General features: G+C 64.8%; 15 protein-coding genes. 6 read left to right on the top strand and 9 right to left on the bottom strand.

All coding sequences use genetic code 11. The annotated features are described in order from the left end of the window. The first annotated feature begins 59 nt into the window (after positions 1–59). From ACSQ3O_RS13195 to ACSQ3O_RS13180, 4 genes are read left to right on the top strand one after another with little or no spacing between them, the layout of a single operon-like run. Complete coding sequence (locus ACSQ3O_RS13195) at positions 60–590, top strand: molybdopterin-dependent oxidoreductase (RefSeq protein WP_375708129.1); 531 nt, start codon at positions 60–62, stop codon at positions 588–590. Positions 591–628: 38 nt separating this feature from the next. Beyond that, positions 629–3,685, top strand: coding sequence for a response regulator (locus ACSQ3O_RS13190; protein ID WP_436139202.1), 3,057 nt, complete (start codon positions 629–631; stop codon positions 3,683–3,685). Next, the gene (locus ACSQ3O_RS13185; protein WP_137745440.1) at positions 3,678–4,847 is read left to right on the top strand and encodes a response regulator; all 1,170 of its coding nucleotides are present in this window, start codon (positions 3,678–3,680) and stop codon (positions 4,845–4,847) included. Before ACSQ3O_RS13190 ends, ACSQ3O_RS13185 begins: the two co-directional genes overlap by 8 nt. Before the next feature lie 19 nt (positions 4,848–4,866). Then, positions 4,867–5,784, top strand: a complete 918-nt coding sequence (locus tag ACSQ3O_RS13180; protein ID WP_436139201.1) for a response regulator — start codon at positions 4,867–4,869, stop codon at positions 5,782–5,784. A 104-nt stretch (positions 5,785–5,888) separates the two neighbouring features. Here ACSQ3O_RS13180 and bioB read toward each other — a convergent pair whose 3' ends face one another. The 7 genes from bioB to scpA all read right to left on the bottom strand — a co-directional run bounded on the left by bioB (position 5,889) and on the right by scpA (position 15,279). Further along, positions 5,889–6,953, bottom strand: a complete 1,065-nt coding sequence (gene bioB / locus ACSQ3O_RS13175; protein WP_298455936.1) for a biotin synthase BioB — start codon at positions 6,951–6,953, stop codon at positions 5,889–5,891. A 433-nt stretch (positions 6,954–7,386) separates the two neighbouring features. Next, positions 7,387–7,857 carry a VOC family protein gene (locus tag ACSQ3O_RS13170; protein ID WP_436139200.1) on the bottom strand — a complete coding sequence of 157 codons (471 nt, stop codon included), beginning with the start codon at positions 7,855–7,857 and terminating at the stop codon, positions 7,387–7,389. A 118-nt stretch (positions 7,858–7,975) separates the two neighbouring features. Beyond that, positions 7,976–10,024, bottom strand: a complete 2,049-nt coding sequence (locus ACSQ3O_RS13165; RefSeq protein ID WP_436139199.1) for an acetyl-CoA carboxylase biotin carboxylase subunit — start codon at positions 10,022–10,024, stop codon at positions 7,976–7,978. Between the two features lie 22 nt (positions 10,025–10,046). Then, on the bottom strand, positions 10,047–10,499 hold the full coding sequence (locus ACSQ3O_RS13160; protein WP_298455927.1) for a PH domain-containing protein: 453 nt from the start codon (positions 10,497–10,499) through the stop codon (positions 10,047–10,049). A gap of 18 nt (positions 10,500–10,517) precedes the next feature. Then, positions 10,518–12,050: an acyl-CoA carboxylase subunit beta gene (locus tag ACSQ3O_RS13155; RefSeq protein ID WP_436139198.1), complete on the bottom strand. Its 1,533-nt coding sequence runs from the start codon at positions 12,048–12,050 to the stop codon at positions 10,518–10,520. Positions 12,051–12,085: 35 nt separating this feature from the next. After that, on the bottom strand, positions 12,086–13,114 hold the full coding sequence (meaB, locus tag ACSQ3O_RS13150; RefSeq protein ID WP_436139197.1) for a methylmalonyl Co-A mutase-associated GTPase MeaB: 1,029 nt from the start codon (positions 13,112–13,114) through the stop codon (positions 12,086–12,088). Next, positions 13,111–15,279, bottom strand: a complete 2,169-nt coding sequence (gene scpA, locus ACSQ3O_RS13145) for a methylmalonyl-CoA mutase (RefSeq protein ID WP_436139196.1) — start codon at positions 15,277–15,279, stop codon at positions 13,111–13,113. Before scpA ends, meaB begins: the two co-directional genes overlap by 4 nt. Positions 15,280–15,416: 137 nt before the next feature. Here scpA and ACSQ3O_RS13140 point away from each other — a divergent pair, with 137 nt between their 5' ends. Then, positions 15,417–16,052 carry a GntR family transcriptional regulator gene (locus tag ACSQ3O_RS13140; protein ID WP_137745431.1) on the top strand — a complete coding sequence of 212 codons (636 nt, stop codon included), beginning with the start codon at positions 15,417–15,419 and terminating at the stop codon, positions 16,050–16,052. 63 nt (positions 16,053–16,115) lie between these two features. Here the strand turns inward: ACSQ3O_RS13140 and ACSQ3O_RS13135 are convergent, their stop codons facing one another. Next, positions 16,116–17,282, bottom strand: coding sequence for a GGDEF domain-containing protein (locus ACSQ3O_RS13135; RefSeq protein ID WP_436139195.1), 1,167 nt, complete (start codon positions 17,280–17,282; stop codon positions 16,116–16,118). A gap of 292 nt (positions 17,283–17,574) precedes the next feature. On the opposite strand from ACSQ3O_RS13135, the gene ACSQ3O_RS13130 reads away from it, so the two are divergent. After that, positions 17,575–19,437, top strand: coding sequence for an AMP-dependent synthetase/ligase (locus ACSQ3O_RS13130; protein ID WP_436139194.1), 1,863 nt, complete (start codon positions 17,575–17,577; stop codon positions 19,435–19,437). Positions 19,438–19,547: 110 nt separating this feature from the next. On the opposite strand, the gene ACSQ3O_RS13125 is transcribed toward ACSQ3O_RS13130, so the two are convergent. Beyond that, entirely contained in the window at positions 19,548–20,663 is a 1,116-nt protein-coding gene (locus tag ACSQ3O_RS13125) for a saccharopine dehydrogenase NADP-binding domain-containing protein (RefSeq protein WP_436139193.1), read from the bottom strand. Positions 20,664–20,719 lie beyond the last annotated feature (56 nt).

Genomic DNA, 20,719 nt, shown 5'->3' with positions numbered 1-20,719 from the left:
ATCGGTTTACATTTTGTGCGTCTATCCATGAGACTGTTGCAAAAAATGGGGGGATCGTCATGTATGCACGTCTTTTGCAGACACACCGCAGCGCTGCCTGGTTCATGGGCATTGCCCTTGGCGCATCAGCGCTGTGTGGAACAGCCGCACAGGCCCTGGACAAAGCCACCGGCCCGGTGGTGCTGACCATCGAAGGCGCCATCACACACACCAACCAGGGACAGCAGGCGCAGTTCGACATGAAGATGCTGGAAAAGCTGCCCCAGCACAGCTTCTCCACCCAGACCCCCTGGTACCCCAGCGCAGTCACCTTCACCGGCCCCCTGCTGCGCGACGTGCTCGCCGCCGTGGGCGCCAAGGGCAGCAAGATCACGGCTGTGGCTCTGAACGACTACAAGACCGAGATCCCCCTCGAAGACGCCACCCGCCACGATGTGATCGTGGCCCGCCTGATGAACAACCGGCCCATGCCCGTGCGTGAAAAAGGCCCGCTGTTCATCGTCTATCCCTTCGATGCCAAGGCCGAGCTGCGCAGCGAGCTGTACTACAACCGGGCGGCCTGGCAGCTCAACGCCTTGCGCATCCGGTAGCCCGCTGCACGTCCCGGCCCCGCAGGCACCCACCACGCATGCTGCGCAGCAAACACATCCTGCGGCTCATCATTGCAGGCCTGGTGTTGGCCTATGTGGCCATCGCGGCCGTGCAGTACCACCAGTACCGCAGCGTCGAAGCCGTCATGCGGCGCGGCGATGTGAATGCGCTGTGGTCCTTCCTGCAACTCAATGTCGAGTACGAAAAGTTCGACCATGCGCTGCACCAGTTTGACCTGGACCCGCGCAGCATCCCCATGGACCGGCTGGAGCTGCGCTACGACCTGTTCCTGAGCCGCTTCAGCGCGCTGGAGAGCGGCACCGCACGCACGCTGATGCAGGACGAGCCCATCTACGCCAAGGCCCTGGCTGCCCTGCAGAAGTTTGTGGCGGCGGGCGACAACCACTTTGGCGCCAGCGTGGACCCTGCCTCCAGCCGGGAGCACATGCGGCTTTTGCGCGCCGAGCTGGACGCGCTGCGCGAAACCGTGCAGGAGCTGTCGCTCAACGCCTCGCGCGTCTCAGCCCTGCTGGGTGACTCGCGCAATGCCGAGGTCAAGCGCCAGACGCTGCTGACCACCGGCCTCACGGCCTTCCAGGCGGTGCTGACTTTTCTGCTGGCATTTGCCATGGCACGCCAGTTCCTCAAACGCGAAAAGGCCAAATCCCTGGCCATGGCCGCCCAGGCCGAACTGGTCGAGGCCTTGAAGCGCAATGAAGAAGCGCTGGAGGCCCGCGTGGCCCAGCGCACAACCGAGCTGCAGCAGCTCAATGTGGCTTTGCGTGAGCATGAAGAAGAGCTGGAGATCGCCCGCGCCAAGGCCGAAGATGCCTCGCAGATGAAGTCGGACTTCCTGGCCAACATGAGCCACGAGATCCGCACCCCCATGAACGCCGTGATCGGCATGAGCCACCTGGCGCTGGGCACCGACCTCTCGCCGCGCCAGCGGGACTATGTCGAAAAGATCCAGCGTTCGGGCCAGCACCTGCTGGGCCTGATCAACGACATCCTCGACTTCAGCAAGATCGAGGCGGGCAAGCTGGAGGTGGAACTGGTGGACTTCGAGCTGCGCGGCGTGCTTGACAACGTGGCCAACCTGATCAGCGGCAAATCGGCCAGCAAGGGCCTGGAGCTGCTGTTCGACGTGGACCCGGCTCTGCCCGACAACCTGCGCGGCGACCCCCTGCGCCTGGGGCAGATCCTCGTCAACTACGCCAACAATGCCGTCAAGTTCACCGACGCAGGCGAGATCGTCGTGCGGGTCAGCGAAACCTCGCGCGACGCTGAGGGCATCCTCATGCGGTTTGAGGTGCAGGACACGGGCATCGGCCTCACCGAAGAACAGCAGTCGCGCCTGTTCCGCTCGTTCGAGCAGGCCGACACCTCCACCACCCGCAAATACGGCGGTACCGGCCTGGGCCTGGCCATCTCCAAAAAACTCGCAGACCTGATGGGCGGCGAGGTGGGCGTGCAAAGCGCGCCGGGCCAGGGCAGCACCTTCTGGTTCACGGCCCGGCTGGGTCTGGGCACAGCCCCCCAGCGCCCCCTGCTGCCCGAGCCCGACCTGCGTGGGCGGCATGTGCTGGTGGTGGACGACAGCGAACAGGCGCGGCAGATCCTCAGCGGGCTGCTGGGCAGCATGAGTTTTGCTGTCACCACAGCCAGTTCGGGCGAAGAGGCCGTGGCCAAGGCTGGCGCCGCCGATGCCGCCGGGCGCCCCTGCGAAATCGCGTTTCTGGACTGGAAGATGCCCGGCATGGATGGTTTTGCCACCCACCGCGCGCTGGCTTTGCTGCCCCATCCGCCCCATTCGGTCATCGTCACCGCCGCGGGCCGCGACGATGTGCAAAAGGAGCTGGAGGCCGCTGGCATCGGCCTCATGCTGACCAAGCCCGTCAGCCCCTCACAGCTGTTCGACACCGCCATTCGCGCCCTGGGCGGGCTTGCTCAGGGCGCGAATGCGCAGCAGCGCAGCCACGGCCCGCGCAGCGCCCCCAACCTGGGCACCATTCAGGGTGCGCGGGTACTGCTGGTGGACGACAACGACCTGAACCAGCAGGTGGGCGCCGATCTGCTTACGGGCGCCGGGCTGGTGGTCGATGTGGCCGACAACGGCCAGATAGCGCTCGACATGCTTGCGCGTGCGTCCTACGACATCGTGCTCATGGACATGCAGATGCCGGTCATGGACGGCCTCACCGCCACACGCCAGCTGCGCCAGAACCCCGCCTGGGTGCAACTGCCGGTGCTGGCCATGACCGCCAACGCCATGAGCCGTGACCGGGACCTGTGCCTCGCCGCTGGTATGAACGGCCACCTGGCCAAGCCCATCGACCCTGACGAGCTGTTTGCCAGCCTGCTGCAATGGATTGCGCCGCGCGCACCAGCGCCCGCAGCCCCTGGTGCGCCTGCACCACAGCCCGCCCAACCCTCCGAACTGACAGGCTCCCACGACCCGCTGCGCAGCATCAAAGGCCTGGACATGGCCGCCGGGCTGCGCCGGGTGCTCGACAAACGCCCGGCCTACGAAAGCCTGCTGCGCAAGTTCGTGGCCGGGCAGGCAGGCGCCGTGCAGGCCACGCGCGCCGCGCTGGCGGCCGGGCAACACGACGACGCACAGCGCGCCATGCACACGCTCAAGGGCACAGCGGGCACCATCGGCGCCGCCCCGCTGGCTGCACTGGCTGCGGCGGTGGAAGAGGCGATTGGCCAGCAGGCACCTGCTGCCACCATCGACGCATTGCTGCCCCCGGTAGACGCCGCCTGCCAGGCCCTGGTGGCCGCACTGCGCACTGCCCTGCCCCCTGACGAAGACACCGGTGCGCCACCCTCGGCGGATGCACCCGATGTGCCCATGGATGCCGCCGCGCAGCACTTACTGGCCCGGCTCGATGCCTTGCTGGCAGACGACGACTCTGACGCCATCGAGCTGTTCAAGGAGTCCACGCCCGCCCTCAAGGCCCTGCTGGGCCCGACCTATGCCGGCATGAAGCGGGCGCTGGACAACTACGACTTTGTGGATGCGCTGGACACCCTGCGTGCTACCAGCATCCCTGGCGCACAACACAACAAGGAGGACCCGGTTCATGAATAGCCCGATAGAGCTGAGCGGCAAATGCACGGTGCTGGTGGTGGATGACACCCCCGACAACCTTTCGCTGATGAGCGACCTGCTGCGCACGGATTACAAGGTCAAGCTCGCGCCCAACGGTGAACGCGCGCTGCAGATCGTGGCGGGCGAGAGCAAGCCCGACCTGATCCTGCTGGACATCATGATGCCGGACATGGACGGCTACGAGGTGCTGCGCCGCCTGCAGTTCAACCCCGACACCGAAGACATCCCGGTGATCTTTCTCACCGCCATGAGTGCGGCGGACGACGAAAGCATCGGCCTGGAGCTGGGCGCGGTGGACTACATCACCAAGCCCATCAACCCCGCCATCGTGATGGCCCGGGTGCGCAACCACCTGCAGCTCAAGCGCGCCCGCGACTATCTGGCCCACCACAACCATGTGCTCGAAGAAGAGGTGGCCAGCCGCACCCGCGCGCTGGCCGAACTGCAGGATGCCACCATCCGTGCCATGGCCTCACTGGCCGAAACGCGCGACAACGAAACCGGCAACCACATCCGGCGCACGCAACACTATGTGGAAACGCTGGCCCGCCACCTGCAGAACCACCCGCGCTTCAAGGAAGAGCTGACCGACACCAACATCGAGACCATCTTCAAGTCCGCCCCGCTGCACGACATCGGCAAGGTGGGCATTCCGGACCGCATCCTGCTCAAGCCCGGCAAGCTCACGCCCGAAGAGTTCGAGATCATGAAGACCCACACCACGCTGGGTCGCGATGCCATCGTGGCCGCCGAGAGCGACACCACACAAGACAACCCGTTCTTCCGCTACGCCAAGGAAATCACCTACAGCCACCAGGAAAAGTGGGACGGCTCGGGCTACCCCGAAGGGCTGATGGGCAACAACATCCCGCTGTCGGCGCGCCTCATGGCCGTGGCCGACGTGTACGACGCGCTGATTTCCGAGCGCGTGTACAAGGCCGCGTTCACGCACGAAGCAGCCGTGGAGATCATCCGCGACGGCCGGGCCAGCCATTTCGACCCCGACATGGTAGACGCCTTCCTCGTGCTGTCTGAAGAGTTCCGGCGCATTGCCCAGCGTTTTGCCGATGGCGAACCTGCCATGCTGGCGCAGATCGACCGCCTGGCTGCCGACGTGCCCGCCGAGCGCATTGAACTCTGAGCAAGCCCGGAAACGCAGCATGCACGCTTCACAAACCACCGTCTTGCTGGCCGAAAGCGCCGGTGCCATGCGCCAGGCCCTGGCCAGCCAGCTCGAAGCCGCCGGTTTCGCCCGGGTGCTGCAGGCCAAGGACGGCCAGCGCGCGCTGCAGATCCTGCGCACCGAACCCGTGCAGGTGGTGCTGGCCGACCTTGACATGCCGGTGCACAGCGGCCTGGAAGTGCTTGAAGCCATGCGGGCCGAACCGCGCCTGGCCAGCCTGCCTTTTTTGCTCATGTCGGGCGGGCTGGACCGGGCCTCGGCCGCCAAAGCCATCCAACTGGGCATTGACGACCTGCTGATCAAGCCGTTCACCACCCGCAGGCTGCTGGAGCGCATGCAACGCGTGCTCACGCGCGGCACCACTCCTGCTACCGCAGAACCCGCCCCGGACAGCGACGGCAGCGCCGACCGCGCCACCCTGCTGGTGGTGGACGACACGCCCGACAACCTGCAATTGATGGCGGGTCTATTCCGCGACCGCTTCAAGGTCAAGGTGGCGCAAAGTGGCGAGAAGGCGCTCAGCATCTGCCAGTCCGACGCCCCGCCCGACGTCATCCTGCTCGATGTGATGATGCCCGGCATGGACGGGTTCGAGGTGGCACGCCGCCTGCGCGAGCACCACACCTCTGAGTACACGCCCATCATCTTCGTGACGGCCATCACGGACGAAATGGCCCGCCACAAGGGCCTGAGCCTGGGCGCCATCGACTACGTGTTCAAGCCCATCGACCCGGAGCTGCTCAAGCTGCGCGTGGGCAACCTGATGGTCTATGTGGAGCACCGCAAGCAGCTGCAGAAGGACTTTGACCTGCTGCGCGAAAACGCGCAGCTGCGCACCGAAGTGCAGCGCCTGCGCGGCGACCTGCAACGCCTGCAGGCCCCGGCTGGCGGCTAGCGCTCCGCGCCAAGCCCTATCTCCTGCTTCTGCTCCTGCTCTCCCCTGCCGCCCCTGGGTCGCTCAACGTCGCCACAGTAGGCACGCCCGCACCGGGGCGCGTGTCAGGCGTGGTGGTGCGCGTGTTCCGCTTCGGTCGTGGTCGTGCGGTGGCCGTTCAGGCCCAGCTTGGCCAGCAGTTGCACGTCGGCGTCCACATCGGGGTTGCCCGTCACCAGCAGCTTGTCGCCATAAAAGATGGAATTGGCCCCGGCCATGAAGCACAGCGCCTGCACCGCCTCCCCCATTTGCTGGCGGCCGGCCGACAGGCGCACGCGCGCCTTGGGCATGGTGATGCGGGCCACGGCAATCACACGCACAAAGTCAAACGGATCGATGGGGTCGCTGTCGGCCAGCGGCGTGCCGGGCACGCGCACCAGGCTGTTGATGGGCACCGACTCGGGGTACGGCTGCAGGTTGGCCAGCTGCGCAATCAGGCCTGCACGGTGCACCGGCGCCTCGCCCATGCCCACAATGCCGCCGCAGCACACGCTGATGCCCGCGCTGCGCACGTTCTGCAGCGTGTCCAGCCGGTCCTGGTAGGCGCGGGTGCTGACCACATCGGTGTAGTACTCGGGGGCGGTGTCCAGGTTGTGGTTGTAGTAGTCCAGACCCGCATCCTTGAGCGCCTGCGCCTGGTGCGATTCGAGCATGCCCAGCGTGGCGCAGGTCTGCAGGCCCAGGCCCTTCACGGCGCCAATCAGGGCGCTCACTTTCTCAATGTCGCGGTCCTTGGGCGCACGCCAGGCCGCACCCATGCAAAAGCGCGTGGCACCAGCGTCCTTGGCAGCCTGGGCGGCGCGCACCACCTCCTCCACTTCCATGAGTTTTTCGGCTTTCACGCCCGTGTCGAACTCGGCCGCCTGCGGGCAGTAGCCACAGTTCTCGGGGCAGCCACCGGTCTTGACCGACAGCAACGTCGCCAGTTCGATGTCACCTGCGGGCCAGTGCTGGCGGTGCACGGTTTGCGCCTCAAACAGCAGGTCCATCAAGGGCTTATCCAGCAGAGCCTGGATGGCCTCGACCGACCAGAGGCCTGGGGCCATGGGGGCTGGGGTGCGGCGGTGCAACTGAATCGGTTGTGCGGACTGCACTGCGGGGGCAGCGGTAGGAGCCAGGGTGGCGGACATCGGGTGGGTTCCTTTAATCAAGGCGTTGGCCCTGTGGCGGCGGGTTGCCAGCCTGGGGCCAGGGTTGCTTACTCGGTCATCGATCCTTCGGCACGCACCGCCCGGTTCATGGGGTTGGGGCTGGGTGCGCAGCGGCTGGGGCGGATTCTGGAGGAGAAAACGGCACAAACGCACGCTGCAGGGTCACAAAAAGTGCCAACAAAAAGCCGGGCACAACAGCTGGCAAATACCGATGTTTTTGAGCGCTGAAGACAGCGTTTTCCACACATTTGGCGGCCATTGACCAGCACCGCTCAATGCCCCTTCCCCACCTGCAGGCAACAGGCCGCCATCTGCAGTTATCTGTGGCGCAACAGCGCTCGCCCCGGGCTGAAGATGAGCGACGTTGCCGTAGGCTTGGAGCCCGTTGGAGGGCCAAAACCAGGCAAAACGCTCAGCCCAGCGCCGCAATCACATCCGCCGGGGCCTGCACCAGCTCAATCAGCACGCCCTCGCCCGCAATCGGAAACTCGTCGCTGCTCTTGGGGTGCAAAAAGGTGATGTCGTAACCCGCCGCACCCTTGCGAATGCCGCCGGGCGCAAACCGCACGCCCTGGGCTGTGAGCCATTCCACCGCCTTGGGCAGGTCATCGATCCACAGGCCGATGTGGTTGAGCGGTGTGGTGTGCACGGCAGGTTTCTTGTCGATGTCCAGCGGCTGCATGATGTCCACCTCGACCTTGAACGCGCCCTGCCCCATGGCCAGGATGTCTTCGTCCACGTTCTCGCGTTCACTCTGGAAGGTGCCGGTCTGCTGCAGGCCCAGCATGTCCACCCACAGGGTCTTCATGCGCTGCTTGTCGGTGCCGCCAATGGCGACTTGCTGGATGCCCAGAACCTTGAAGGGGCGTTGGGATTGGGTCATTTTTACTCCTGATTTGATAGCTATCAGCGCATACTGGATGCGCGGAAAAGGCTAAAAAAGTTCAAAAAAAGGGGCCCAAGGCCCCTGGCGATGGATCGCTGACGTGCTGATAGCCGGATCACTGGAACTCAAGAATGATCTGGTCCACCGCCAGCGACTCGCCCTTGCCCGCCGTGATCTTGCCGACCACGCCGTCCTGCGCGGCGAAGAGGATGTTCTCCATCTTCATGGCTTCGATCACGGCCAGCTTTTCACCCGCCTGCACCTTCTGGCCGGGCTGCACAGCCACATCGACCAGTAAACCGGGCATGGGCGAGAGCAGGAACTTGGACAGATCCGGCGGTGCCTTGAAGGGCATGAGCTTGTGTAGCTTGGCGCCCAGAGGCGACAGCACCAATGCGTCGATCTGCGTGCCGTTGTGCGCAATGCGCAGCGCCAGCGGGTTCTTGCCCACACCGCGCTCCACCTGGGCGGTGAAGCCCTGGCCGTTGCACGCGCCCTGCACGCGAATCTGGCCCAGCGTGGCGTTGCTACTGATTTGGTAGCTGTTGCCGCCGACAGATACGGCGCTAGAGCCCGATTTGTCTTCAAAGTCAGACACCGTCACCTCATGGTGCTGGTTCTCGCCGCCTGCGCCCAGGGTCACCACCACAAACTGCTCGCCCACCTTCACCTCGTGCCCAGCCAGCTGCCCGCTGATGCCCGAGGCACGCGCGCGGTAGCGGCGGTTCATGTAGGCGGCCAGCGCCACCAGGAACAGCGGATCGCTGTGCGGCACGTCTTCGGCGTGGAAGCCCTTACCGTAGTTCTCCGCAATGAAACCGGTGTTGAAGTCGCCCGTCACAAACTTGGGATGCGCCAGCAGCGCAGCCTGGAACGGGATGTTGCTGCTGATGCCACGGATCACAAAGCCGTTGAGCGCCGCACGCATCTTGGCAATCGCGTCGTTGCGGTCCGTGCCGTGCACGATGAGCTTGGCGATCATCGAGTCGTAGTACATGGGGATCTCGCCGCCCTCGTACACACCCGTGTCCACCCGCACGCCCAGCTTCTTGCTGGTGTCGGACTGGAACATCGATTCCTCCGGCGGCTGAAAGCGCACCAGACGGCCCGTGGATGGCAAGAAGTTGCGGAACGGGTCTTCGGCGTTGATGCGGCACTCGATGGCCCAGCCGTCGCGCTTCACATCGGCCTGCGTCAGCGGCAGCTTTTCGCCTGCGGCCACGCGGATCATCAGCTCCACCAGGTCCAGGCCAGTGATGCACTCCGTCACCGGATGCTCCACCTGCAGGCGGGTGTTCATTTCGAGGAAGTAGAAGTCCTGGTCTTTGCCGACCACAAACTCCACCGTGCCCGCGCTCTGGTACTTCACGGCCTTGGCCAGTTGCACCGCCTGCTCGCCCATGGCCTTGCGGGTGGCGTCGCTGATGAAGGGCGACGGCGCCTCTTCGATCACCTTCTGGTGACGGCGCTGGATGGAACATTCGCGCTCGTTCAGATAAATCACATTGCCGTGTGAATCGCCCAGCACCTGGATCTCGATGTGGCGCGGCTCCTGCACAAACTTCTCGATGAAGATGCGGTCGTCGCCAAAGCTGTTGCGGGCTTCGTTCTGGCAACTGGTGAAGCCTTCAAACGCTTCCTTGTCGTTGAACGCCACACGCAAGCCTTTGCCACCACCGCCAGCCGAAGCCTTGATCATCACGGGGTAGCCAATGCCCTTGGCAATCTCCACCGCCTGCTCAGGGCCGCTGATGGCGTCGTTGTAGCCAGGGATGGTGTTGACCTTCGCCTCGTTGGCCAGCTTCTTCGATGCGATCTTGTCGCCCATAGCCGCAATCGAGTGCGCCTTGGGGCCGATGAAGGCAATGCCTTCGTCTTCGCAGCGCTTGGCAAAGGCTTCGTTTTCGCTCAAGAAGCCGTAGCCGGGGTGCACGGCCTGTGCGCCGGTCTGCTTGCAGGCGGCAATGATCTTGTCGGCCAGCAGGTACGACTCGCGCGATGGCGCCGCGCCAATGTGCACAGCCTCGTCGGCCAGCTTGACGTGGCGGGCCTCCTTGTCGGCGTCGGAGTAGACGGCGACGGTGGCGATGCCCATTTTCTTGGCCGTTGCAATCACTCGGCAGGCGATTTCGCCACGGTTGGCGATCAGGATTTTGGTGAACATAACAAGTTCCTCGAAACGGAATTCAAAAACCAGTGATATGGGCTGCTGGGCAGCGTTCGCGCAGGCAGTCCACAAACCGTTGTTTCTCACGCGGGGACACGAGCACACTGCGGGCAACGCCGTACTGCACCCGAATACGGTCCAGCGACAGCGCAGGCGACGACAGCCAGCTGCGAGACGGCGACACCGCCCGCACCTCACTCAAGGCGATACTCCAGCGAAACGGGCCGCTGCGGATGCGCAGCTCCTCGCCCGTCACGGTGTAGTTCGTGTCCAGCAGCAACCAGATCGGTAGCACCAGCGTCACCAGGACGACGCCGGCCAGCACGGCCCTCTCAGCGCTGGACGTGGAGAACAGCACCATCGGGGCCGCAATGCTCAAGCACGTGAAACCCGCAGCCACGGCAATGCCAGAGATCCAGGCATCCACCTTGGACACAAAGAATGCGCGCGGCACTGGCAACACGAAGGTCATAGCGCTTTCGCTCAGTGGTCAGAGAGGGATGTTCCCGTGCTTGCGCCACGGGTTTTCCAGCTTCTTGTCGCGCAGCATGACCAGACTGCGGCAGATGCGCTTGCGCGTCTCATGCGGCAGGATCACGTCGTCGATAAAGCCACGCGCACCGGCCACAAACGGGTTGGCAAAGCGCTGCTTGTATTCGGCCTCGCGCGCGGCCAGCTTCACAGGGTCGTTCTTGTCTTCGCGGAAGATGATTTCCACCGCGCCCTTGGCGCCCATCACCGCAATCTCGGCGTTGGGCCAGGCCAGGTTCACGTCACCGCGCAGGTGCTTGGAACTCATCACGTCGTACGCGCCGCCGTAGGCCTTGCGGGTGATGACGGTGATCTTGGGCACGGTGCACTCGGCGTATGCGTACAGCAGCTTGGCGCCGTGCTTGATGATGCCGCCGTACTCCTGGCTGGTGCCGGGCATGAAGCCGGGCACGTCCACAAACGTGACCACGGGGATGTTGAATGCATCACAAAAGCGCACAAAGCGCGCGGCCTTGATGCTCGACTTGATGTCCAGGCAACCAGCCAGCACCAGCGGCTGGTTGGCCACGATGCCCACGGTCTGGCCTTCCATGCGGGCAAAGCCAATGATGATGTTCTTGGCGTACTCGGGCTGCAGCTCGAAGAAGTCCCCGTCGTCCACCGTCTTGAGGATCAGCTCCTTCATGTCGTAGGGCTTGTTGGGGTTCTCGGGCACCAGCGTGTCCAGGCTCAGGTCCATGCGGTCGGCCGGGTCGTTGTTGGGGCGCACCGGGGCCTTTTCGCGGTTGTTGAGCGGCAGGTAGTTGTACAGGCGGCGCAGCATCATCAGCGCCTCCACATCGTTCTCAAACGCCATGTCGGCCACACCGCTCTTGGTGGTGTGGGTCACGGCGCCGCCCAGTTCTTCGGCCGTCACTTCTTCGTGCGTCACGGTCTTCACCACTTCGGGGCCGGTCACGAACATGTAGCTCGAATCCTTGACCATGAAGATGAAGTCCGTCATGGCGGGCGAGTACACGGCGCCACCGGCGCTGGGGCCCATGATCATGCTGATCTGCGGAATCACGCCGCTGGCGAGCACGTTCTTCTGAAACACGTCGGCATAGCCGCCCAGCGATGCAACGCCTTCCTGGATGCGGGCGCCGCCCGAATCGTTCAGGCCGATGACCGGTGCGCCCACCTTCATGGCCTGGTCCATCACCTTGCAGATCTTTTCGGCGTGCGTTTCGCTAAGCGCTCCGCCGAACACCGTGAAGTCCTGGCTGAACACAAACACCAGACGGCCGTTGATCATGCCGTAGCCCGTCACCACACCGTCGCCGGGGATCTTGTTGTCCTCCATGCCGAAGTCGGTGCAACGGTGTTCGACGAACATGTCCCATTCCTCGAACGTGCCGTCGTCCAGCAGCAGCTCGATGCGTTCACGCGCCGTGAGCTTGCCCTTGGCGTGCTGCGCATCAATGCGCTTTTGCCCGCCGCCCAGGCGTGCCAGCGCACGCTTTTTCTCCAGTTGTTCCAGGATGTCTTGCATGGTCGTCCTTTGGTGAATGGGTTGGTGTCTACTATCTATTTGATAGCTGCCAGCGCATGATTGGATTGCGCTTGGAGCAGATTTCGTGCTGCAGTGGATGCAGCAATGCGCCCGGCGGCCACATCGGCCTGCATCTGGGGCAGCAGTTCCTTGACCTGGGGGTGCTGGCGAAACGCGAGCTTGAGGCCTGCGTCAATGCGCTCCCACATCCACGCCAGCGCCTGCTTCTCGCGCCGCGCGGCCAGGCGGCCGTTAGCGGTTTGCAGTTGGCGGAACTGCGTGACGGCGGCCCAGAAGCTGTCCACGCCCTGCCCCAGCAGTGCGCTGATCTGTACCACCTTCGGGTGCCACAGCGTTTCGTCGTGGTGCGCGTTCTCGGGGTTGCCGTGCTGGCTCAGCAGGCGCAGGCTCGACGTGATCTGAGCCTCGGCGCGCGTGGCAGCGTTCTTGTCGATGTCGGCCTTGTTGATGACCACCAGGTCGGCGATCTCCATCACGCCCTTCTTGATGGCCTGCAGGTCGTCGCCCGCATTGGGCAGCTGCATCAGCACAAACATGTCCGTCATGCCCGCCACCGCAATCTCGCTCTGGCCCACACCCACGGTCTCGACGATGACCACGTCGTAGCCTGCGGCCTCGCAGACCAGCATGGCCTCGCGCGTCTTCTCTGCGACTCCGCCCAGCGTGCCGCTGCTGGGGCTGGGGCGGATGTAGGCCTTTTCGTGCACTGAGAGGTGCTCCATGCGCGTCTTGTCGCCCAGAATGGAGCCGCCCGAGACGGTGCTGGAGGGGTCAATGGTGAGCACGGCCACGCGGTGGCCTTGGCCGATGAGGTACAGGCCCAGCGCCTCGATGAAGGTGGACTTACCGACACCAGGCACGCCGCTGATGCCGAGGCGGAAAGCCTTGCCCGTGTGCGGGAGCAACTGGGTCAGCAGCTCGTCGGCCAGGGCCCGGTGGTCCACCCGCGTCGATTCGAGCAGGGTGATGGCTTTGGACATAGCGCGGCGTTGCACTGCCGCCGTGCCGTGCACCACCCCCTCCAAAAGCGCCGCAGGGGTCACGCCACCGCCTTGCGAATCTGCTCCAGCACATCCTTCGCGCTGGCCGGAATCGGCGTCCCAGGGCCGTACACGCCCTTCACGCCCGACTCGTACAAAAAGTCATAGTCCTGCGCGGGGATCACTCCGCCCACAAACACGATGATGTCGTCCGCGCCCTGGTCCTTGAGCGACTGGATGATGGCGGGCACCAGTGTCTTGTGGCCGGCAGCCAGCGTGCTCACGCCCACGGCGTGCACGTCGTTTTCAATCGCCTGGCGGGCGCATTCCTCGGGCGTCTGGAACAGCGGGCCCATGTCCACGTCAAAGCCCAGGTCGGCAAACGCAGTGGCTACCACCTTGGCGCCACGGTCGTGGCCGTCCTGGCCCAGCTTGGCAATCATCACGCGCGGGCGGCGGCCCTGCTCTTCGGCAAAGGCGTTGATTTCGGTCTTGAGTTTGTCCCAGCCCTCGGCCGAGTCATAGGCTGCTGCGTACACACCGGTCACCTTTTGTGTATCGGCGCGGTGGCGCCCAAAAACCTTCTCCAGCGCATCGCTCACCTCGCCCACGGTGGCGCGCAGGCGCACGGCGTTGATGGACAACTCCAGCAGGTTGCCTTCGCCGCTTTCTGCTGCAGAAGTAAGAGCATCCAAGGCTTGCTGGACGCGCGCAGAGTCGCGTTTTGCCCTGATATTTTTCAGCCGCTCGATCTGCCCGTCGCGCACCTTCATGTTGTCGATCTGCAGGATATCGACGGGGTCTTCCTTGGCCAGCTTGTATTTGTTCACGCCGACGATCACATCCTTGCCACTGTCGATGCGCGCCTGCTTCTCGGCGGCGGCTGCCTCGATCTTGAGCTTGGCCCAGCCGCTGTCCACGGCTTGGGTCATGCCGCCCATGGCTTCGACCTCTTCGATGATCTTCCAGGCGGCGTCCATCATGTCCTGGGTCAGCTTTTCCATCATGTAGCTGCCAGCCCAGGGGTCGATCACGTTGGTGATGTGGGTCTCTTCCTGAATGATGAGCTGCGTGTTGCGCGCGATGCGGGCCGAAAACTCGGTGGGCAGCGCGATGGCTTCGTCCAGCGCGTTGGTGTGTAGCGATTGCGTGCCGCCAAACACGGCCGCCATGGCCTCAATGGTCGTGCGCACCACGTTGTTGTAGGGGTCCTGCTCGGTGAGCGACCAGCCCGAGGTCTGGCAGTGCGTGCGCAGCATCAGGCTCTTGGGGTTCTTGGCGCCGGTCTCCTTCATGATGCGGCACCACAGCAGGCGGGCCGCGCGCATCTTGGCGACTTCGAGATAGAAGTTCATGCCGATCGCCCAGAAGAAGCTCAGGCGCCCGGCGAAATCGTCCACATCCAGGCCCGACGCCATGGCGGTCTTCACATATTCCTTGCCGTCGGCCAGGGTGAAGGCCAGCTCCAGCGCCTGGTTGGCCCCGGCTTCCTGCATGTGGTAACCCGAGATCGAAATCGAGTTGAACTTGGGCATGTTCTTGGCTGTGTAGCCAATGATGTCCCCAATGATCCGCATGCTGGGCTTGGGCGGGTAGATGTAGGTATTGCGCACCATGAACTCTTTCAGAATGTCGTTCTGAATGGTTCCGCTGAGCTTGTCCTGGCTCACGCCCTGCTCTTCTGCCGCCACCACATAGCCCGCCAGCACGGGGAGCACAGCGCCGTTCATGGTCATGGACACGGACACCTTATCGAGCGGGATCTGATCGAACAGGATCTTCATGTCCTCGACCGAGTCGATGGCCACACCGGCCTTGCCCACGTCGCCGGTCACGCGCGGGTGGTCACTGTCGTAGCCCCGGTGGGTGGCCAAATCGAATGCCACCGAAACGCCCTGCCCGCCCGCAGCCAGCGCCTTACGGTAGAAGGCATTGGATTCTTCAGCAGTGGAAAAGCCTGCATATTGGCGAATCGTCCAGGGCCGCACGGCATACATGGTGGCTTGCGGGCCACGCAGATAGGGCTCGAAGCCCGGCAGCGTGTTGGCATACGGCAGGCTGGCGGTGTCTTCGGCGGTGTAGAGCGGCTTGACGGTGATGCCGTCGGGTGTCACCCAGTTGAGGGCATTCACATCGCCGCCTGGCGCGGACTTGGCAGCGGCCTTGGCCCAGGCCTCCAGTGAAGAAGCAGCGAACTCAGGGGCGTTGTGGGGGGCAGTGTCACTCATGGCGAAGGCTTCTCCGAAGATGGCGGTGGGTGCGTGAACAGACGCAAACGGCGCGCGGGCAGATCCCGATGTGGCGGCGAGTTTACATCATTCATAATTATTGATTCAAAATATTCCTCGCAGCTTACAATCCGCCCATGTCTGCCCTCACCCTCACGCCCCGCGCCCTGTACGAAGAAGTCGCCGAGCAACTGCGCCAGCGCATCTTCCGCCGCGAGCTGGAGCCCGGCAGCTGGATTGACGAACTCAAGATTGCCGAAGAATTCGGCATCAGCCGCACGCCGCTGCGCGAGGCGCTGAAGGTGCTGGCCGCCGAGGGCCTGGTCACGATGAAGGTGCGCCGTGGCGCCTATGTGACGGAGATGAGCGAAAAAGACCTGCGCGACGTGTACCACCTGCTCAGCCTGCTGGAGAGCGACGCCGCAGGCGTGGTGGCCGAGCGCGCTACCGAGGCCCAGTTGAAAACGCTGCAGGACCTGCACGCTGAGCTGGAAGCCGCCGTGGCCGACCGCGAGAAGTTCTTTGCCATCAACGAGCGCTTCCACATGCACCTGCTGGAAATGGCCGACAACCGCTGGCGCAGCCAGATGGTGGCCGACCTGCGCAAGGTGATGAAGCTCAACCGCCACAACTCGCTGTTCAAGCAAGGGCGCATCGAGGATTCGCTGGGCGAGCACCGCGCCATCCTGGCTGCCATGCTAGCGCGCGACGCCAAGGCCACGGCCAAAGCCATGCAGGCGCACTTTGCGCAGGGGCTGGAAGCGGCGACCTGATTGCCGCCTGCGCGGGATCCGGATCAGGCCGGGCACCCTCAATGCCCGGCTTTCGCGCTCTTTTCAGGAAGCGATTTCCACCCGGTTGCGCCCGGCCGCCTTCGCTGCATAAAGCGCTTCGTCAGCGCGGCGCAGCAGGCTGTCAAAGTGGGTGTCTTCAGGGCGGAGCACCGCCAGGCCAATCGACACCGTCAAGGGCAGCGCCAGGTCGCCCGCCGTGAAGGGCGCCTGGGCCACCGCGTTGCGCAACCGCTCGCCAGCGGCCAGGGCGTCCTGCGGCTGCACATGGTCAAACAGCACCACAAACTCTTCCCCGCCTTGGCGCGCAGGCAGCTCTGCCCCACGGCAGGCCGATTGCAGGCGCCCCGCCACGTGCTTGAGGGCCACGTCGCCCATCTCGTGGCCGTGCTCGTCATTGATGCGCTTGAAGTGGTCGATGTCCACAATCGCCAGCCCGAACCCGCCAGATGCCGCACTGGCACGGACTTGCTCGAAGCGCTGCAGCCCCATCTCCACCAGCGTGCGGCGGTTGGGCAGGCCGGTCAGGTAGTCGGTGGAGGCGGCGCGCTCCCATTGGCGGCGGATCCGCTCGGAGCACATCAGCAGAAAAGCGGTGGTTCCGATCACCGGCAAGGTGGCCGCCACCATGGGCGTGGCGATGTTCATCCAGGCGCCCGCCCCCAGCACACTGAATGCGGGGTTCACCCCTATCGCGATGAAGTAGCCCGCACGGAACAGCACAAACACGGCCACCGCCGTGAACAGGCCCGCCATCACGCGCCGGCTGCGGGCGCCATCGCGGCGCTCCTGCGAGACCAGCACCACAATGCAGGCCACCATCAGCACCGACCAGACCACCGACACGGTCAGGATGCGCCCGCCCACATCGGCCACCCCCAGGGTCAGCCAGAACACGGCCGCCGTTCCCAGAATGGCGGGCACCATCACCCACAGCTTGTCCTTGAGGCCATAAAACTGCCGCAATGCGCGCAGATAACCGGTGAACCCGAACATCACCAGCGCATTGGCCAGGGCCAGCGTGTAGGCAGGCGGGTTCAGGCCCTGCGCAGCAAACAGGATGGAGCCCCCGGCAAACAGCAGCGTGGCAATGCGCCAGCTGGCCGCAGCGGGCCGCATGGGCAAAGGCAGGTCCTTGTGCATCAGCCCAAGAACCCCACCGTTTGCCAGCATCATGAGTGTGGCAATGAAGAAGATGGTGACGGGGTCCATGGGTTGGCAGGTAGGGCGTGCGCCTGGCTGGTGGAATGGCACCTATTGTGCCCATGGCGCCTGTGGCATTGACATGGTCGGGCTGCAGCTGGCGGCCGGGCGTGCCAAGCGGCATTCCATATTCAGGAATGCACCATTCCTCACAAACCAGCCCCACGGATAGGCACCTTGGGCACTGGCGCTGGCTATGATCATCGGGTTTGCCCTGACCAGTGCCAGCCCCTCCCAGCGACGCGCTCCATTGGAGCGCGACCGACTGCAAGCCCCATTGCGGGCCCTTTTCGCGAGCCAGATGACCTCCGCCACGACCCCCACCCGAATTTCCGACGTTCAGACACTGCCTCAATTGCTGGCTTTCCGGGTGGGCCAGACGCCCCAGCGCGAGGCCTTCCGGGTCTACGACACCGCCAGCCAGTCCTGGCAAAGCCTGACTTGGGAACAAGCCGCAGGGCGCATCACCACCTGGTCCCAGGCGCTGGCAGCGCTGCAGCTGCCCCCAGGCGCCCGAGTGGCAATCCTGCTGCCCAATGGCCTGCACGCCATGTGCGCCGACCAGGCCACCCTGGCCACAGGCTGCGTGCCGGTGCCCCTGCATGCCATCGACAACCCCGGCAGCATTGCCTACATCCTGGCCGACTGCGAGGCCTCGATGCTCATCGTGGGCCAGGCCGAGCAGTGGGAAAAGATCCGCGCCGTGGGCACACCCTTCCCGGCCCTGCGCGCTGTGGTGATCACCGATGACGACACATCAACCTTCACTGCCACCGCCGCGTCGGCCGACAGCCCCGCAGTGGGTTCGCTGGTGCAGTGGCTGGCGGGAGCAGGTGCAGCCCCGACCCTTTCCACCACGCCCCCCGGCGCGGACGATCTGGCCGCCATCGTCTACACCTCGGGCACCACAGGCAAACCCAAGGGCGTGATGCTGACCCACCGCAACGTGGTCAGCGACGTGAAGGCCGTGCTCGACCGCATCGCGCCCACGGTGGACGATGTGTTTCTGTCGTTCCTGCCGCTGTCGCATACCTTCGAGCGCACGGGGGGTTACTACCTGCCGATTGCTGCGGGCAGCTGCGTGGCCTATGCGCGCTCGGTGGCGCAACTGGCCGAGGACCTGAAGACCGTGCGCCCCACCGTGCTGGTGTCGGTGCCACGCATCTATGAGCGCATCCACGCCAAGCTGCTCGAAAAACTCTCGCCCACGCCCTGGAAGATGCAGCTGTATGAAGCCGCGCAGCACAAGGGCTGGTCCCGCTTTTGCGCCACGCAAGGCTTGCCGGCCCCCGCAGCCAGCGAAGGCCAGGCAGCAGGCTGGATGGCCGCCCTGCCCTGGCCCCTGCTACAGGCGCTGGTCGCCAAGCCACTCCTCGCCCAGTTTGGTGGCCGCGTGCGCGTGGCCGTGAGCGGCGGCGCCCCGCTGTCGCCGACCATCGCCAAATGCTTTCTGGGCCTGGGCCTGCCGCTGGTGCAGGGCTACGGCATGACGGAGACCGCGCCTGTAGTGTCGGTGAACTCCCTGGACGACAACGACCCCGCCTGCGTGGGCAAGGCCCTGCCCGGCGTGGAGGTGCGCATTGGCGACAACCGCGAGCTGCAGGTGCGCGGCCCCATCGTGATGAAGGGCTACTGGAAACGCCCCGAAGACACAGCCAAGATCCTGAGCCCCGACGGCTGGCTGGGCACCGGCGACCAGGCCGAGATCGTGAACGGCCGCATCTACATCAAGGGCCGCATCAAGGAAATCATCGTCACCTCCACCGGCGAGAAAGTGCCCCCAGGCGACCTGGAACTGGCCATGCTGGCCGACCCGCTGCTGGAACAGACCTTTGTGGTGGGCGAGAACCGCCCCTTCATCGCCTGCGTGGCCGTGCTCAAGGCCGACGAATGGCAGCGCCTGGCCGCCGACCTGGGCCTGCCCACGCAGGACGCGGCAAGCCTGAACCACCCCAGCGTGCACCGCGCCGTGCTGGCGCGCATCGAGAAGAACACTGCCAGCTTCGCCCGCTACGCAGTGCCGCGCGCCGTGCACTGCACGCTGGAGCCGTGGACCATCGAGAACACCTTCATGACGCCCACGCTCAAGCTCAAGCGCAACAACCTGATGGCGCACTTTGCGGAGGCGATTGAGGGGATGTACCAGAAGCCGGGCGGGCGCTGAGCGTCTGGCACCACCGCGTCATGCCAGCAACCCCCCTTGAGCGGTCTTGAGACGGAAAAGCTCCATGGCCGTAGGAATTGCAGTTTTTGAATTCATACGGCCAATCTGCTTCATGCGGTTTTTTCCAGCGCCTGCGCCCCCTCCCCCGCATACGCCACCCCAAACCGGTTCGCCAGAAAATCTGCCAGCCGTACTGCCTCTTGCCCCACAAAACCCTGCTGCGGCAGCCGCCCCTCGGCCACCAGATCCAGCGCCGTGCAGATGCCTGCCGCCGTGGTGAGCTGGATGGCGCTGAGCCGGTGCCCCGCCAGCTCGGTGCCCACGATGCGGGCCGAGTAGGACTCCTGCACCAGCCGCCCGCCGCGCACACCGGCTGCGGTGGCAAAAATCACGATCACGTCCTGGTCGGTGGTGGGAATGGCGCTTTCCAGGATGTCCTTGAGCAGATCACGCCGGTCGCGCAGGCGCAGGTCATTCAGCAGCAGTTTGAGGATGGCGTTGTGGCCCGGGTAGCGGATGGACTGGTAGTCCACCTGCCGCGCCTTGCCTGCCAGCGTTTCGGTGAGCGTGCCCAGGCCGCCCGAGGTGTTGAAGGCCTCGTACTCCACGCCATCGAGCGCAAAGGTCTCCAGCCCCTCCAGCGCGGGCACCGTGGTGCGCACGCCATCCACGATGGCTTCGCAGGGGTTGCAGTATTCGTTGATGAGGCCTTCGGTGCTCCAGGTCAGGTTGTAGCGCAACGCGCCCTGCGGGTAGCGTGGCAGCGCCCCCACGCGCATGCGCAGCGTATGCAAGGTGTCAAAGCGCCGGGCCAGGTCGTTGCCGACGATGCCAATGAAGCCAGGGGCCAGTCCACACTGGGGCATGAGCACGCTGCGGGCCGTGGCGGCCAGGGTGCGGATGGCCTGGGTGCTGGCCACGTCCTCGGTCAGGTCAAAGTAATGCACGCCTGCCGCAGCACACAAGGTGGCCACAGGCACTGCGCGGTGAAAAGGCAGCGCGTTGAGCACGGCAAAACGCCCGCCGATGGCGGATTGCAAGCTGGTGTCGTCGCCCACCAGGTGGGTGGCCACGCCCAAAGCAGCCACCTCAGCCAGGCGAGCCGGGTCGCGGTCGGCCACCAGCAGGTCGTAGTCCCCTGCCTGCTGCAACAAGAGCGCCATGGCAAAGCCGATGTGGCCTGCACCCAGGATGGTGATGGCGTGGCGGGTGGAAGTGGCGTTCATGGCAGTGCTCCTGGTGTGTGCTGGCGGCCTGGCCGCAGCGGTGGTGAAAGATGCCT

It is taken from the genome of Acidovorax sp. LjRoot74 (genome assembly GCF_964254355.1).
Lineage (GTDB): Bacteria > Pseudomonadota > Gammaproteobacteria > Burkholderiales > Burkholderiaceae_C > Acidovorax.
This window is presented reverse-complemented; position numbering and strand designations above follow the sequence as displayed.